The organism is Actinomycetospora sp. NBRC 106378 (assembly GCF_030269685.1).
Classification (GTDB): domain Bacteria; phylum Actinomycetota; class Actinomycetes; order Mycobacteriales; family Pseudonocardiaceae; genus Actinomycetospora.
Map to the genome: position 1 here is coordinate 140,922 of NZ_BSTT01000003.1, position 12,504 is coordinate 153,425.

The 12,504-nt window shown below is 74.6% G+C and carries 14 protein-coding genes; 12 read left to right on the forward strand and 2 right to left on the reverse strand.

The window, feature by feature from the left end; genetic code table 11:
* The first annotated feature begins 41 nt into the window (after positions 1-41).
* From hisD to QSK00_RS09070, 3 genes are read left to right on the forward strand one after another with little or no spacing between them, the layout of a single operon-like run.
* Complete coding sequence (gene hisD, locus QSK00_RS09060; protein WP_285590604.1) at positions 42-1,319, forward strand: histidinol dehydrogenase; 1,278 nt, start codon at positions 42-44, stop codon at positions 1,317-1,319.
* Positions 1,316-2,425, forward strand: coding sequence for a histidinol-phosphate transaminase (locus tag QSK00_RS09065; RefSeq protein WP_285589777.1), 1,110 nt, complete (start codon positions 1,316-1,318; stop codon positions 2,423-2,425). Before hisD ends, QSK00_RS09065 begins: the two co-directional genes overlap by 4 nt.
* Positions 2,422-3,720 (forward strand): flavin monoamine oxidase family protein, encoded by a 1,299-nt coding sequence (locus QSK00_RS09070; protein ID WP_285589779.1) that lies wholly within the window; start codon positions 2,422-2,424, stop codon positions 3,718-3,720. Before QSK00_RS09065 ends, QSK00_RS09070 begins: the two co-directional genes overlap by 4 nt.
* Here QSK00_RS09070 and QSK00_RS09075 read toward each other — a convergent pair.
* Positions 3,693-5,285 (reverse strand): tryptophan halogenase family protein, encoded by a 1,593-nt coding sequence (locus QSK00_RS09075; protein ID WP_285589780.1) that lies wholly within the window; start codon positions 5,283-5,285, stop codon positions 3,693-3,695. The two genes, QSK00_RS09070 and QSK00_RS09075, sit on opposite strands and share 28 nt — an antisense overlap.
* A 120-nt stretch (positions 5,286-5,405) precedes the next feature.
* On the opposite strand from QSK00_RS09075, the gene QSK00_RS09080 reads away from it, so the two are divergent.
* The gene (locus QSK00_RS09080; protein ID WP_285589781.1) at positions 5,406-5,825 is read left to right on the forward strand and encodes a cupin domain-containing protein; all 420 of its coding nucleotides are present in this window, start codon (positions 5,406-5,408) and stop codon (positions 5,823-5,825) included.
* On the opposite strand, the gene QSK00_RS09085 is transcribed toward QSK00_RS09080, so the two are convergent.
* Positions 5,816-6,388: a helix-turn-helix domain-containing protein gene (locus QSK00_RS09085; RefSeq protein ID WP_285589782.1), complete on the reverse strand. Its 573-nt coding sequence runs from the start codon at positions 6,386-6,388 to the stop codon at positions 5,816-5,818. The two genes, QSK00_RS09080 and QSK00_RS09085, sit on opposite strands and share 10 nt — an antisense overlap.
* Positions 6,389-6,446: 58 nt before the next feature.
* Between QSK00_RS09085 and QSK00_RS09090 the strand changes: the two genes are divergently transcribed.
* The 8 genes from QSK00_RS09090 (at position 6,447) to QSK00_RS09125 (ending at position 12,499) form a co-directional block, all read left to right on the forward strand.
* On the forward strand, positions 6,447-7,994 hold the full coding sequence (locus tag QSK00_RS09090; RefSeq protein ID WP_285589783.1) for a bifunctional NAD(P)/FAD-dependent oxidoreductase/class I SAM-dependent methyltransferase: 1,548 nt from the start codon (positions 6,447-6,449) through the stop codon (positions 7,992-7,994).
* A gap of 23 nt (positions 7,995-8,017) precedes the next feature.
* The gene (gene hisB, locus QSK00_RS09095) at positions 8,018-8,626 is read left to right on the forward strand and encodes an imidazoleglycerol-phosphate dehydratase HisB (protein WP_285589784.1); all 609 of its coding nucleotides are present in this window, start codon (positions 8,018-8,020) and stop codon (positions 8,624-8,626) included.
* Positions 8,623-8,784, forward strand: a complete 162-nt coding sequence (locus tag QSK00_RS09100) for a CG2302 family histidine operon protein (RefSeq protein ID WP_285589785.1) — start codon at positions 8,623-8,625, stop codon at positions 8,782-8,784. Before hisB ends, QSK00_RS09100 begins: the two co-directional genes overlap by 4 nt.
* A gap of 88 nt (positions 8,785-8,872) precedes the next feature.
* Positions 8,873-9,544: a class I SAM-dependent DNA methyltransferase gene (locus QSK00_RS09105; protein WP_285589786.1), complete on the forward strand. Its 672-nt coding sequence runs from the start codon at positions 8,873-8,875 to the stop codon at positions 9,542-9,544.
* Positions 9,545-9,567: 23 nt separating this feature from the next.
* Positions 9,568-10,206 (forward strand): imidazole glycerol phosphate synthase subunit HisH, encoded by a 639-nt coding sequence (hisH, locus tag QSK00_RS09110; protein ID WP_285589788.1) that lies wholly within the window; start codon positions 9,568-9,570, stop codon positions 10,204-10,206.
* A gap of 101 nt (positions 10,207-10,307) precedes the next feature.
* Positions 10,308-10,745 carry a YciI family protein gene (locus QSK00_RS09115; protein WP_285589790.1) on the forward strand — a complete coding sequence of 146 codons (438 nt, stop codon included), beginning with the start codon at positions 10,308-10,310 and terminating at the stop codon, positions 10,743-10,745.
* Positions 10,746-10,766: 21 nt separating this feature from the next.
* A complete protein-coding gene (locus QSK00_RS09120) occupies positions 10,767-11,207 on the forward strand; it encodes a YciI family protein (protein ID WP_285589792.1) in 441 nt (146 codons plus the stop codon).
* The gene (locus QSK00_RS09125; RefSeq protein ID WP_285589795.1) at positions 11,204-12,499 is read left to right on the forward strand and encodes an RNA polymerase sigma factor; all 1,296 of its coding nucleotides are present in this window, start codon (positions 11,204-11,206) and stop codon (positions 12,497-12,499) included. The genes QSK00_RS09120 and QSK00_RS09125 overlap by 4 nt, the downstream gene beginning before the upstream one ends.
* Positions 12,500-12,504 lie beyond the last annotated feature (5 nt).

Below are 12,504 nucleotides of genomic sequence, written 5' to 3' on the forward strand. Positions count from 1 at the left end.
ACCTCCGCGGTGGCGTCCCGGCCCCCGCCGAGCTGCGCGCGATGCTGCCGCGCGCGGAGATGAACGTCGACGCGGTCGTCGAGAAGGTCCGTCCGATCATCGACGACGTGCGCGCCCGCGGGGTCGACGCGGTGCTCGAGTACGGGGAGCGGTTCGACCGGGTGCGCTCGGAGTCGGTGCGCGTGCCGCACGCGGCGCTGCGCGAGGCGCTCGACGCCACGGATCCGCAGGTGCGGGCCGCGCTCGAGACGAGCATCGAGCGGGCCCGGGCCGTGCACGCCGACCAGCGGCGCACCGACACCACCACGCAGGTGGTCCCCGGCGGCACCGTCACCGAGCGGTGGGTGCCGGTCGCCCGCGTCGGGCTCTACGCGCCGGGCGGGCTCGCGGTCTACCCGTCCAGCGTGGTCATGAACGTGGTGCCGGCGCAGGCCGCCGGGGTCGAGGGCCTCGTCGTCTGCTCGCCGCCGCAGCAGGAGTTCGGCGGCCGACCGCACCCGCTGATCCTCGCCGCGGCGGCCCTGCTCGGCGTCGACGAGGTGTGGGCGGTCGGCGGCGCGCAGGCCGTCGCGCTCCTCGCCTACGGGGGCACCGACACCGACGGAGCGGAGCTCGAGCCGGTCGACACCGTCACCGGCCCCGGCAACGTCTTCGTGACGGCCGCCAAGCGGGTGCTCCGCGGCCGCATCGGCATCGACTCCGAGGCCGGCACCACCGAGATCGCGATCCTCGCCGACCACACGGCCGACCCGGTGCACGTCGCGGCCGACCTGATCAGCCAGGCCGAGCACGACCCGTCGGCGGCCTCGGTCCTCGTCACCACGTCCCCGGACCTGGCCGACGCGGTCGACGCCGAGCTCGCCGCCCAGGTCGGCACCACCAAGCACGACGAGCGGATCCGCACCGCGCTGTCCGGGCCGCAGTCCGGGACGATCCTGGTCGCCGACCTCGACGCCGGGGTGCGGGTGGTCGACGCCTACGCCGCCGAGCACCTGGAGATCCAGACCGCCGACGCCTCCGCCGTCGCCGCCCGGGTCCGCAACGCCGGCGCGATCTTCGTGGGCCCGCACAGCCCGGTGTCCCTCGGCGACTACTGCGCCGGGTCGAACCACGTGCTGCCCACCGGCGGCTGCGCCCGGCACTCGAGCGGGCTGTCGGTGCAGACGTTCCTGCGCGGCATCCACGTCGTCGACTACTCCGAGGACGCCCTGCGCGCCGTCGCCGACCAGGTCGTCGCGCTCGCCGAGGCCGAGGACCTGCCCGCCCACGGTCAGGCCGTGGCCGCCCGCTTCGGGAACCGCCGGGAGTGGAACACGTGAGCGACCTGATCGGAGCCGGCGTCGAGCTGGCCGACCTCCCACTGCGCGAGGACCTGCGGGGGCGCTCGCCCTACGGCGCACCGCAGCTGCAGGTCCCGGTCGCGCTGAACACGAACGAGAACCCGTTCCCGCCGCCGCCGGCGCTCGTCGACGACGTCGCGGCCGCCACCCGGGAGGCGGCCGCGACCCTGCACCGCTACCCCGACCGCGACCACGTCGCCCTGCGCACCGCGCTCGCCGAGTACCTGACGACGGCCACCGGCGTGGCGCTGGCGCCCGAGAACCTGTGGGCCGCCAACGGGTCGAACGAGGTGCTCCAGCAGCTCCTGCAGGCCTTCGGCGGCCCGGGACGCCTCGCGCTGGGCTTCGAGCCGAGCTACTCGATGCACCCGATCCTCGCGGTCGGCACCCGCACCGACTGGCTGCCGGCGCCCCGCCGCGACGACTTCTCGCTCGACGCCGCGGCCGCCGTCGACGTGGTCCGCGAGCGGCGGCCCGACGTCCTGTTCGTCACCACGCCGAACAACCCCACCGGGCAGTCGATCGAGCTGGACGAGCTCGCGGCGATCGCCGACGTCGCGCCGGGGATCGTCGTGGTCGACGAGGCCTACGTCGAGTTCTCGTCCGGTCCGAGCGCGGTCGAGCTGCTCGCCACCCACGGCCACAAGCTCGTGGTGAGCCGGACGATGTCGAAGGCGTTCGCCTTCGCCGGCGGGCGCCTGGGCTACCTCGCGGCCGCCCCCGCCGTCGTGGACGCGCTCATGCTCGTCCGGCTGCCCTACCACCTCTCGGCCCTCACCCAGGCCGCGGCGCTCGCCGCGCTGCGTCACGCCGACGAGACCCTCGCGCTCGTCGGCACCCTGTCGCGCGAACGGGACCGGATCGCGGGAGCGCTGACGGAGCTGGGCTACGCGGTCGTCCCCTCGACGGCGAACTTCCTGCTCTACGGCGCCCTCCCGCGTCCCGACGCCCACGCCACGTGGCAGGCCTACCTCGACGCCGGGGTGCTGGTCCGCGACGTCGGGATCCCGGGCCACCTGCGCGTCACGGTCGGCACGCCCGAGGAGAACGACCGCTTCCTCGAGGTGAGCGCCGCCCTGCGGTGATCCGGGACGCCGCGGTCGTCGGGGCGGGCGTCGCCGGTCTCGTCGCCGCCCGCCGTCTCGTGGCGCGGGGCGTCCGGGTCCGCGTGCTGGAGGCCTCCGGGCGGACCGGCGGGCGGGTTCGCACGCACCGCTTCCCCGGCGGCGCCACCGTCGACCTCGGGGCGATGCGGCTCCCGCCGGAGTCACGGCGCACCCTGGCGCTGATCGGGGAGCTCGGGCTCTCCGACCGGTTGCGGCCGTTCCGGACGATGTTCGGTCATCTCGACGACGTCGTCGTGCGCCCGGCCGGGCCGGTCCGGGTCGCCGAGGCCGGGCCGGTCCTCGCGGCGGAGGTCCGCGCACTGCTCGGACGTCCCGTGGACGACCGCCGCGCCGCCGCGCTCGGCTGGCTCCTCGCCGTCGTGGACGCGCTCGGCCCGCCGGAGGCCCGTGCCGCGGTGCGGGCCGACGCCGCCGGGATCGCCGCGGGACTGCGGGCCGACGTGCCGGCCGGCCCGGGCGGGCTCGCGGGCCTCCTGCGGGTCGACGCCGGCCTGCGGGGGCGCTGCAGCGACGGCCTGGCGGGTTTCGTCCTGGACCTCGCCTCGGAGCTCGATCCCGGGCTGTGCACCCTCGACGGCGGGCTCGGGCTGCTCACCGATGCCCTCGCCGCCGGCCTGCCCGTGGAGCTCGACCGACCCGTCGTCGGGATCGAGGCGGACGACGGCCGGGTCACGCTCACGACCGCGGACGGTGCGTCGACGGCGTGCGAGGCGGTCGTGTGCACCGTGCCGATCCCGGTGCTGCGCACGCTCACGCTGCGGGGTGTCCCCGCGTCGGACCACGATCTCGTGGCCCACACCCCGTACGGGGCGGCCACCAAGGTCGCCGCTGCCCTGCGCGCACCGCTGCGGCCGAGGGGCGGGGGCTCGTTCGTCGGCGGCCTCGCCCGCCAGCTCTACCTCCCCGACACCGCGCCCGGCGAGCCCGCCGCGGTGCTCGCGGGCTATGCGATCGCCGAGGACGCCGAGGTCCTCGGAGCGCTCGTCCCCCGCGCCCGCGGCGACCGGGTCCTCGCCGACGTGGAGCGCGCCTTCCCCGGCACGGTCGACCTCGTCGTCGGGACGGCCTCCGTGGCCTGGGCCGACGAGCCCTGGGCCCGCGGGTGCGTCGCCCGGCGTCCGGCCCGCCTGACCGGCACCCGTCGACTCGCCTTCGCCGGGGAGCACACGGCGGACCGCACCGCGTGGGTCGAGTCCGCGGTGGAGTCGGCCGTGCGGGCGGTGGATCAGCTGACCGGGCCCGCCAGCCCCTGAATGCGTCGGACGTCCTCGACGGTGGGCGGCAGCTCGCGCAGCATGCGCTCGCGCTCGGCGGCCACCTCGGCGAACACCTCGGCCGAGCCCCGCACCGCGCCCGCGCGGTGGGCGAGCACCGGCATCGGAGCCTCGGGCTCGACCCCGAGACCCGTGAACACGCAGTAGAAGCTGCCGTTGGTCCAGAAGTTGCGGAGCTCGGCCTCGAAGTTGGCGTAGTAGGTGCCGACGTCGACCGTCGGCTGGTTCACCGGCAGCCCTGCGCGGTAGGTGGCGATCTTCTCGCGGACGTCGTCGCTGAGGGTCAGCTCCCGCTGCGCGCGCCAGAACGCGGTGTCGGTGCGGGGGGAGAGGCAGTAGTGGGTCTGCAGGAAGTCTCGACTGTCGTCGAACATGCGGACCACCTCGGCGTTGAACCGGTCGATGAGCGCCGGGTCGAAGCGGCGGTCGGTGAGGTGGCGGACGAGCAGGTAGAGGGCGCCGTAGACGAAGTACAGGCCCGTGGACTCGAGTGGCTCGAGGAAGCAGGAGGACAGGCCGATCCCGACGCAGTTGCGGACCCAGGCCCGCTCGTTGCGCCCCACCCGGAAGCGCAGATGGCGCAGGTCGGCCTCGGCCGGGTCGAGGCCCCACAGGTCACAGAACTCGCGCGCGGCGTCGTCGGGGTCCTGGAAGTCCGCCGAGTAGACGTACCCGGTCCCGAAGCGGCCCAGCAGCGGCACCTTCCAGGTCCAGCCCGCACTCATGGCGATCGAGGAGGTGTAGGGCTCGAGCTCGGCGTCGTCGTAGGGGACGGGCGTGGCGATCGCGCGGTTGCAGCGCAGCCGGTCGCCCATGTCGAGGAACGGCTCACCCATGGTCCGGTTGATCAGCAGGGAGCCGAACCCCGAGCAGTCGACGAACAGGTCCCCCTCCAGATCCCGACCGCCGGCGGTGCGCAGCGCGGTGATGAAGCCGCGGTCGTCCAGGACGGCCTCGGTCATGCGGTCCTCGACGTGTTCCACCCCGAGCACGGTCGTCGCGTGCCGGGCGAGGAAGTCCGCGAGGAGGTTGGCGTCGAAGTGCCAGGCGTGTGCGGTCGCCGAGGTGCCGTCGGCGAAGCGCGGTCCGCGGCGGGCCTCCATGAGCGCGGGCTCCCAGTAGCAGTCCTCGTCGAAGGAGCCCGTCGCCTCGCCGTCCGCGCGCCGCTGGGTCCAGTACTGCGACAGGGGAAGGCCCTCGTGCTCCCGGAGCAGGCCGAACACGTGGTAGTAGGAGTCGCGGACCCGACGTTCCCCGCGGCCCGGCGTCGCCCAGTTCACGAACTTGATGCCCATCTTGAAGCTCGCGTTGCAGTGCGGCATCCACTCGTCCTCCGACAGGCCGAGGAGGTCGAAGAAGACGCTCTGCAGGTTCGGGATCGTCGCCTCGCCGACGCCGATCCGCGGGATCTCGGGGGCCGCGAGGACCACCACCCGCACGTCGGGGAGGGACTTCGCGAGGTAGCAGGCGGACATCCAGCCCGCCGAACCACCGCCGAGGACCACGATGCGCCGCAGGGGACCCGCCGGGTTCGATTCCGCCACGTGACGAGTCCAGCACGCGCTGTCGCGGCAGTGGGGTGAGTGGATCTCGGCTGTTCGTGTGGAACCGGTCCACTCCCGCAGCGGATTCTCGTCGGGCGCACCACGTGGCACCGTCGGGGCGTGGCGGACGCGGAGTGCCGGGTGGTGCGGGGCGGGGGCTATCTCGGCAAGCAGGGGATCGAGTACTCCAGTGCGGGGATCTCGGCGGAGTCGGCCGGGGCGCAGGGCCTGTGCCTGCACACCCAGGTGATCCCGCCCGGCGGCCGCGCCAGGGCCCACCGCCACGACCACCACGAGTCCGCCGTGCTCGTCGTCTCCGGCGAGGGTGAGATGTGGTGGGGGGAGGAGTTCGAGCACTACGAGCGGCTGGCAGCCGGGGACCTCGTGTACATCCCTGCGGGGGTCCCGCACCTGCCGGGCAACCCGAGCGCCACCGAGCCGGCCTTCGCCGTCGTCGCCCGGACCGATCCGAACGAGCAGGAGAGCGTCGTGCTCCTGCCGGAGCTCGACCCGCGCGCGGTCCGGCCGGATCAGGTCTGACGGGTCCGGATGTGGGCCCGCTCGCCCTGCGGGCCGAACAGGGCGAGGATCTCGGCGGGCTCGGTGCCGGCGTTCCCCATGGCGTGCGGGAGGTGCGTGTCGAACTCGACGACCTCGCCCGGGCGGAGCACGACGTCGTCGTCGCCCAGCCACAGCCGCACCTGCCCCGACAGGACGTAAGCCCACTCGTAGCCCTCGTGCGACTGCTGCTCCAGGTCCCGGCCCGGGTAGTCCACCGGCATGATCAGCTTGTAGGCCTGCAGGCCACCGGGTCGCCGGGTCAGCGGCAACATCGTCAGCCCGCCTCGCTGCACCGGCCGCATCCGCACCCGCGGGTCGCCCGTCGGCGGGGCGTCCACGAGTTCGTCGAGCGCCACCTGGAAGGCCCGTGCGAGCGGTAGCAGCAGCTCGAGCGTCGGCCTGCGCCCGCCGGACTCCAGCCGCGACAGCGTCGAGAGCGAGATGCCGGTCGCCGTGGCCACGTCGGTGAGCGTCAGGCTGCGCGCGGTGCGCAGGGCGCGCAGCCGCGGCCCGACGTTGTCGAGGATGTCGCTGTCGTCCACGTTGCCGTTATAGCAAGAACCTTTGCCAGTTCGTCGGTGCTGGGCGCAGGCTCGTCCCATGACCGAGAACTGGGACGTGATCGTGGTCGGCGGCGGGGCCGCCGGGCTGGCAGCCGGGCTGACGCTGGCCCGTTCCCGACGACGGGTGCTGGTCGTCGACGCGGGGGAGCCGCGCAACGCGCCGGCCGCCCACATGCACAACTACCTCGGCCGCGAGGGTGCCTCGCCGGCCGACCTGCTCGCCGACGGACGCGTCGAGGTGGAGTCCTACGGCGGGGTCGTGCGGCAGGGGACGGTCACGGACGCGGGCCCGTCGGACGCGGGCGGGTTCGACCTCAGCCTGCACGACGGGAGCACCCACCACGCCCGCCGGGTCGTGCTGGCCACGGGTGTGGTCGACGAGCTCCCCGACGTCGAGGGGTTGGCGCAGCGGTGGGGGCAGGACGTCCTGCACTGCCCGTACTGCCACGGCTGGGAGGTCCGCGACCGGCGGATCGGGGTGCTCGCGACGAGCCCCCTCGCGCTGCACCAGGTGCAGCTCTTCCGGCAGTGGAGCGACGACGTCGTGCTCTTCACGAACGACGCCCTCGACCTGGACCGCCACGCGAGCGACGAGCTCACCGCCCGCGGGATCGAGGTGGTCGGCGGCAAGGCGACCCGGCTCGTCGTCGGGAACACCGGGTTGGAGGCCGTGGAGCTGGCGGACGGGTCGCGCATCGCGGTCGACGCCCTGGCGATCGCGACCGTCGTCCACGCCCGCGGCGAGGTCGCGACGATGCTCGGGCTGCCGCTGGTCGAGATGACGATGGGGGACGTCGTCGTCGGGAACCTCGTCGAGAGCGACGAGCAGGGGCGGACGGCGGTGCCGGGCGTGTGGGCGGCCGGGAACGTCACCGACCTGCGGGCCACCGTCATCGTGGCGTCGGCGCAGGGCACGGCGGCCGCGGCCGCGGTGAACGCCGACCTCGTCGCCGAGGACGTCCGGCTGGCGCTGCACGCCTCCCGCGACGGCAGCCCCGAGTTCTGGGAGCGCTTCTACGCCGAGCGCGAGCAGGTGTGGAGCGGCCGGGTCAACGCGGCCCTGGAGGCAACAGCGGCGCCCCTGGCGCCGGGGACCGCCCTCGACCTCGGCGCGGGGGAGGGCGGCGACGCGCTGTGGCTCGCCGGCCGCGGATGGCGGGTCACCGCCACCGACGTCTCGCAGACCGCCTGCGACCGGATCGCCGCCCGGGCCGGGGACCTGGCCCTGACCACCGAGCGCCACGACCTCACCGAGACGTTCCCCGACGGCGAGTTCGACCTGGTGACCGCGTCGTTCCTGCACTCGCCGCACGCCGACTTCCCGCGGACCGCGATCCTGCGCCGGGCCGCGGCGGCGGTCGCCCCGGGCGGCACGTTGCTCGTCCTCGGCCACGGGAGGCTCACGCCGTGGTCGTGGGACCCGTCGCTGCGCCTGCCGACGGCCGACGAGGTCCTGGCCTCCCTGGAGCTGGGGGAGGAGTGGGAGGTGGTCCGCGTGGCGTCGCCGGAGCGGGTCGCGACGGGGCCCGACGGCCAGGAGGCGACCATCACCGACGAGATCGTGGTGGTGCGGCGGCGGCCCTGACGGGGTGCGTCACACTGGAGGACATGAGCCGCACCGGACGCGTGGAGCGTGTGACGAAGGAGTCGAGCGTCCTCGTCGAGATCGACCTCGACGGGACCGGGCGCACCGAGGTCGCCACCGGGGTGCCGTTCTTCGACCACATGCTCGACGCGCTCGGCAAGCACTCGAGCTTCGACCTCGTGGTGCGGGCCACCGGCGACGTCGAGATCGACGCCCACCACACGGTGGAGGACGTCGCGATCGTCCTGGGTCAGGCGCTGCGCCAGGCCCTCGGCGACAAGTCCGGCATCCGCCGCTTCGGCGACGCGTGGATCCCGATGGACGAGGCCCTCGCGCAGGCGGTCGTCGACGTCTCCGGGCGCCCGTACTGCGTGCACACCGGCGAGCCCGAGGTGATGACCGGGTTCGTCGTCGGCAACAACTACCCGACGGTGCTGAACCGGCACGTGTTCGAGTCGATTGCCTTCCACGCGGGGATCGCGCTGCACGTCCGGGTCACCGGCGGGCGGGATCCGCACCACATCACCGAGGCCGAGTACAAGGCGATCGCCCGCGCGCTGCGGGCCGCGACCGAGGTGGACGTCCGGCTCGCGGGCGGGACCGCCTCCACCAAGGGCGTCCTCGAGACGTGAGCGGCGCCCAGCTCCTGGCCCTCGGGCTGCTGCTGCTCGCCGGGTTCCTCATCGGCGGGGTGATCAGCTTCGGCCGCGAACGGCGGTGGATCCCGGCCGGGATCCTGACGGTCCTCGCCGTCGTCGCCGCCGTCGCGGGCGTGCTGCGTCTCGTGTGACCCGACTCGTCGGGCGACGTCCGACCGCACGCGGTTGAAGTCCCGTCGCCGGGGAACCAGGGACGGGGTGCGAGGCGGGGTGGTGACGATGGAGACGCAGCACGGCGGCCGGAGGGCCGAGGCGTTCGAACGACGCGCCCGCGCGGCGACGGGCCCGTCGGAGGTCCGTGAGGTCTACGACGAGTGGGCCGCGTCCTACGACGTGGACCTCGCCGGGCCGCACGGCGACGACTACCCGTTGCCGGGTGTCGTCGCCGACATCGTCGCGCGGCTCGACGAGCCCGAGACCGACGTGCTCGACGCCGCGTGCGGCACCGGTCTGGTCGGGGCGGCCCTGGTCCGGCACGGCTTCAGCTCGGTCGACGGCCTCGACGTCTCGCCGCGCATGATCGCCCACGCCCGCCACCGCCGGGTGTACCACGACCTGGGCCCTGCCGATCTCACGCAGCGGCTGCCCGGTGCCCCCGACAAGTTCGGCGTGGTGACCTGCGTCAACGCGCTCGAGACCGGGCACCTCCCGCCGTCCGCGCTGGTGGAGTTCGCGCGCGTGGTGCACCGGGGCGGGCACATCGTGCTCACCGTGAGCACCGACGGCTGGGACGACGTGGAGCACCACCTGCGTCGGCTCGCAGCCCGTCGCATCGCCCGGGTGGTGGAGACCGGCGAGCAGCCGCTGCACCCCTCGACCGGGGCCCGGCACGTCGTGGCGGTGCTCGAGGTGGTGGCCGCGTCCGCGCCGACGACGGGACCGGGCTGGTGACCCCGCCCGGATAGGCTGAGGGCATGTCGACCTCCCCCCACGTCGTCGTCCTGGACTACGGGTCGGGCAACCTGCGCTCCGCCGAGCGGGCGCTGGAGCGGGCCGGCGCGAAGGTCGAGGTGACCTCCGACTCGCGCGCCGCCATCGACAGCGACGGGCTCGTCGTGCCCGGGGTCGGCGCCTTCGCCGCGTGCGCGGCGGGGCTGCGGGCCGTCGGCGGTGAACGCATCCTCGAGCAGCGGCTCGCGGGCGGGCGCCCGGTGCTGGGGATCTGCGTCGGGATGCAGGTGCTCTTCGAGCGGGGCGTCGAGTTCGGCGAGGAGGCCGAGGGCGCCGGGCAGTGGCCGGGCACCGTCGAGAAGCTGCACGCCGACGTGCTCCCGCACATGGGCTGGAACACCGTCGCGGCGCCGCCCGACTCGCAGCTGTTCGCGGGCATGGCCGCCGACGAGCGCTTCTACTTCGTGCACTCCTTCGCCGCGCGGCGCTGGGAGCTGGAGCCGGTGGAGCCGTTCACCCCGCCGAAGGTGACCTGGGCCCACCACGGCGAGGACTTCGTCGCGGCGGTGGAGAACGGGCCGCTGTGGGCCACGCAGTTCCACCCCGAGAAGTCCGGCGACGCCGGGCGGCGGCTGCTGGAGAACTGGCTCGCGGTGCTCTAGAAGTTTCTCCACGCCGGGTGTCGAAGGCCCGTCCGCCCGTTCGACGTGGGGGTGCGGGCCGGGGAACGGACCCCGGCCGAGGAGCACGAGGAGCACCCGCGATGCGCTACATGATGATGATCCAGGCCCCCGAGTCGGCGATCCCGACGGACCCGGCCGCCATGACCGAGTCGTTCGAGACGATGGGCCGCTACAACACCGAGCTCGTCGAGGCCGGGGTCCTGCTCGCCGCCGAGGGGCTGGCGTCGAGCGCCGAGGGCTTCACGGTGACCAAGGAGGACCCGTTCGGGGAGGCCGCGACGGTCACCGACGGGCCGTTCACCGAGACCAAGGAGCTCATCGCGGGCTTCTGGATCCTCGACGTGAGCTCCCGCGTGGAGGCCGAGCAGTGGGCGCGGCGGTGCCCGGTCGGCCCGGGGGTGACCCTGGCGGTGCGCCGGGTCCACGAGATGGACGAGTTCTCCGACGTCGCGCCCGCCGAGGTCCTCGACGCCGAGGCCGCGCTGAGGTCCCGGATCGCCGACCGCAACGACCGTTGACGGACCCGGGAGGATGCCGCCATGCGTTACATGCTGGTGCTGACCTACGACGAGGCCGAGGCGGCGGGACGCCCGCCCGAGCCGGAGATCTTCGAGGAGATGGGCCGGTTCAACCAGGCGATGGTGGACGCGGGCGTCCTGCTCGCCGGGGAGGGCCTCGCCCCGAGTTCCCAGGGGGCGATCGTGGCCTTCGGCGACGGCGAGGGGGAGGGGGAGGAGCCGACCGTCACCGACGGACCGTTCACCGAGGTCAAGGAACTGATCGGCGGCTTCTGGATCCTGACCGTCGACTCCCTCGAGGAGGCCACGGGCTGGGCCCGGCGGGCGCCGTTCCGGCACGGCGAGCGCGTGCAGGTCCGGCGCGTGTTCGACCCCGAGGACTTCGCGGGCGTGGCGCCGGACGAGGTGATGGAGGCGGAGCAGCGGATGCGCGAGCAGACGGCCGAGCAGCACGGCTCATGACGGCGGCCGCCCCGTCACGGCGTGATCCCTTCGCGGTCCTCGACGCCGTCTGGCGGGCGGAGTCGGCACGAATCGTCGCCGGCGTCGCCCGGGTGGTGCGCGACGTGGGCCAGGCCGAGGAGCTGGCGCACGACGCCCTCGTCGCGGCCCTCGAGCAGTGGCCCGCCGAGGGTGTGCCGGACAACCCGGGCGCCTGGCTCGCGGCGACCGCCCGCCGGCGGGCGATCGACACGATCCGACGCGAGCAGACCTTCGCCCGCAAGGCCGAGGAGGTGGGCCGCGCCGAGGCCCACCGGGTGGCGCCGGACGCCGCCGACGTGGTCGCCGACCCGACCCGGACGGTCGGCGACGACGTCCTCGCCCTGCTGTTCGCCACCTGCCACCCGGACCTCGCGCGCGAGTCCCGGGTGGCGCTGACGCTGCGCCTCTTCGGCGGGCTGACCACCGACGAGATCGCCCGCGGTCTGCTGGTGGCCTCGACGACGGTCGGCCAGCGCATCTCGCGGGCCAAGAAGCGGCTCTCCGCGCAGGGGGTCGAGCTGGAGATCCCGTCGGCCGAGGACCTGCCCGCCCGGCTCGGCGCGGTCCTCGAGGTCGTCTACCTCGTGTTCAACGAGGGCTACTCCGCGACCGCCGGCGCCGACTGGGTCCGCCACGACCTCTGCGACGAGGCGATGCGTCTCGGCCGTCGGCTCGCGGCCCTGCTGCCCGACCGCGCCGAGGTCCACGGCCTGCTCGCCCTGATGGAGCTGCAGGCCTCCCGCCTGCGCGCCCGGACGGGGCCCGACGGACGGCCGGTCCTGCTCGCCGACCAGGACCGCGGCCGCTGGGACCGGTTGCTGGTGGGGCGCGGGCTCGCCGGCCTGGACCGGGCCCGCGCGCTCGGTGGGGCCGACGCGTACACCCTGCAGGCGGCGATCGCCGCCGAGCACGCGCGGGCGCGCAGCGTCGCGGCCACCGACTGGGCCCGCCTTGCCGAGCTCTACGGCGAGCTGTCGGCGCTCTCGGGGTCGCCGGTGGTGGAACTCAACCGCGCCGTCGTCGTCGGGAAGGCCTCGGGGCCGGGTGCGGCGCTCGCGATCGTCGACGGTCTGCGGGAGGACCCGGCCCTGGCCCGCTACCACCTGCTCCCGGCCGTGCGGGCCGATCTGCTCGTGCAGCTCGACCGGCCCGACGACGCCGCCGTCGAGCTGGAGCGGGCGGCCGAGCTGGCCTCCAACCAGGCCGAGCGGGACCTGCTGCGGCGCCGGCTGGAGGACCTGCGGGAGGCCTCGCTCGGGGGCCGTGCGTGACCACT

Excerpts from the sequence above, each read along its gene's own strand:
- QSK00_RS09090 (WP_285589783.1), top strand. The coding sequence starts at position 6,447 with ATGACCGAGAACTGGGACGTGATCGTGGTCGGCGGCGGGGCCGCCGGG.
- QSK00_RS09105 (WP_285589786.1), top strand. The coding sequence starts at position 8,873 with ATGGAGACGCAGCACGGCGGCCGGAGGGCCGAGGCGTTCGAACGACGC.
- QSK00_RS09115 (WP_285589790.1), top strand. The coding sequence starts at position 10,308 with ATGCGCTACATGATGATGATCCAGGCCCCCGAGTCGGCGATCCCGACG.
- hisH (WP_285589788.1), top strand. The coding sequence starts at position 9,568 with ATGTCGACCTCCCCCCACGTCGTCGTCCTGGACTACGGGTCGGGCAAC.
- hisB (WP_285589784.1), top strand. The coding sequence starts at position 8,018 with ATGAGCCGCACCGGACGCGTGGAGCGTGTGACGAAGGAGTCGAGCGTC.
- QSK00_RS09120 (WP_285589792.1), top strand. The coding sequence starts at position 10,767 with ATGCGTTACATGCTGGTGCTGACCTACGACGAGGCCGAGGCGGCGGGA.
- QSK00_RS09125 (WP_285589795.1), top strand. The coding sequence starts at position 11,204 with ATGACGGCGGCCGCCCCGTCACGGCGTGATCCCTTCGCGGTCCTCGAC.
- hisD (WP_285590604.1), top strand. The coding sequence starts at position 42 with ATGCTGCCGCGCGCGGAGATGAACGTCGACGCGGTCGTCGAGAAGGTC.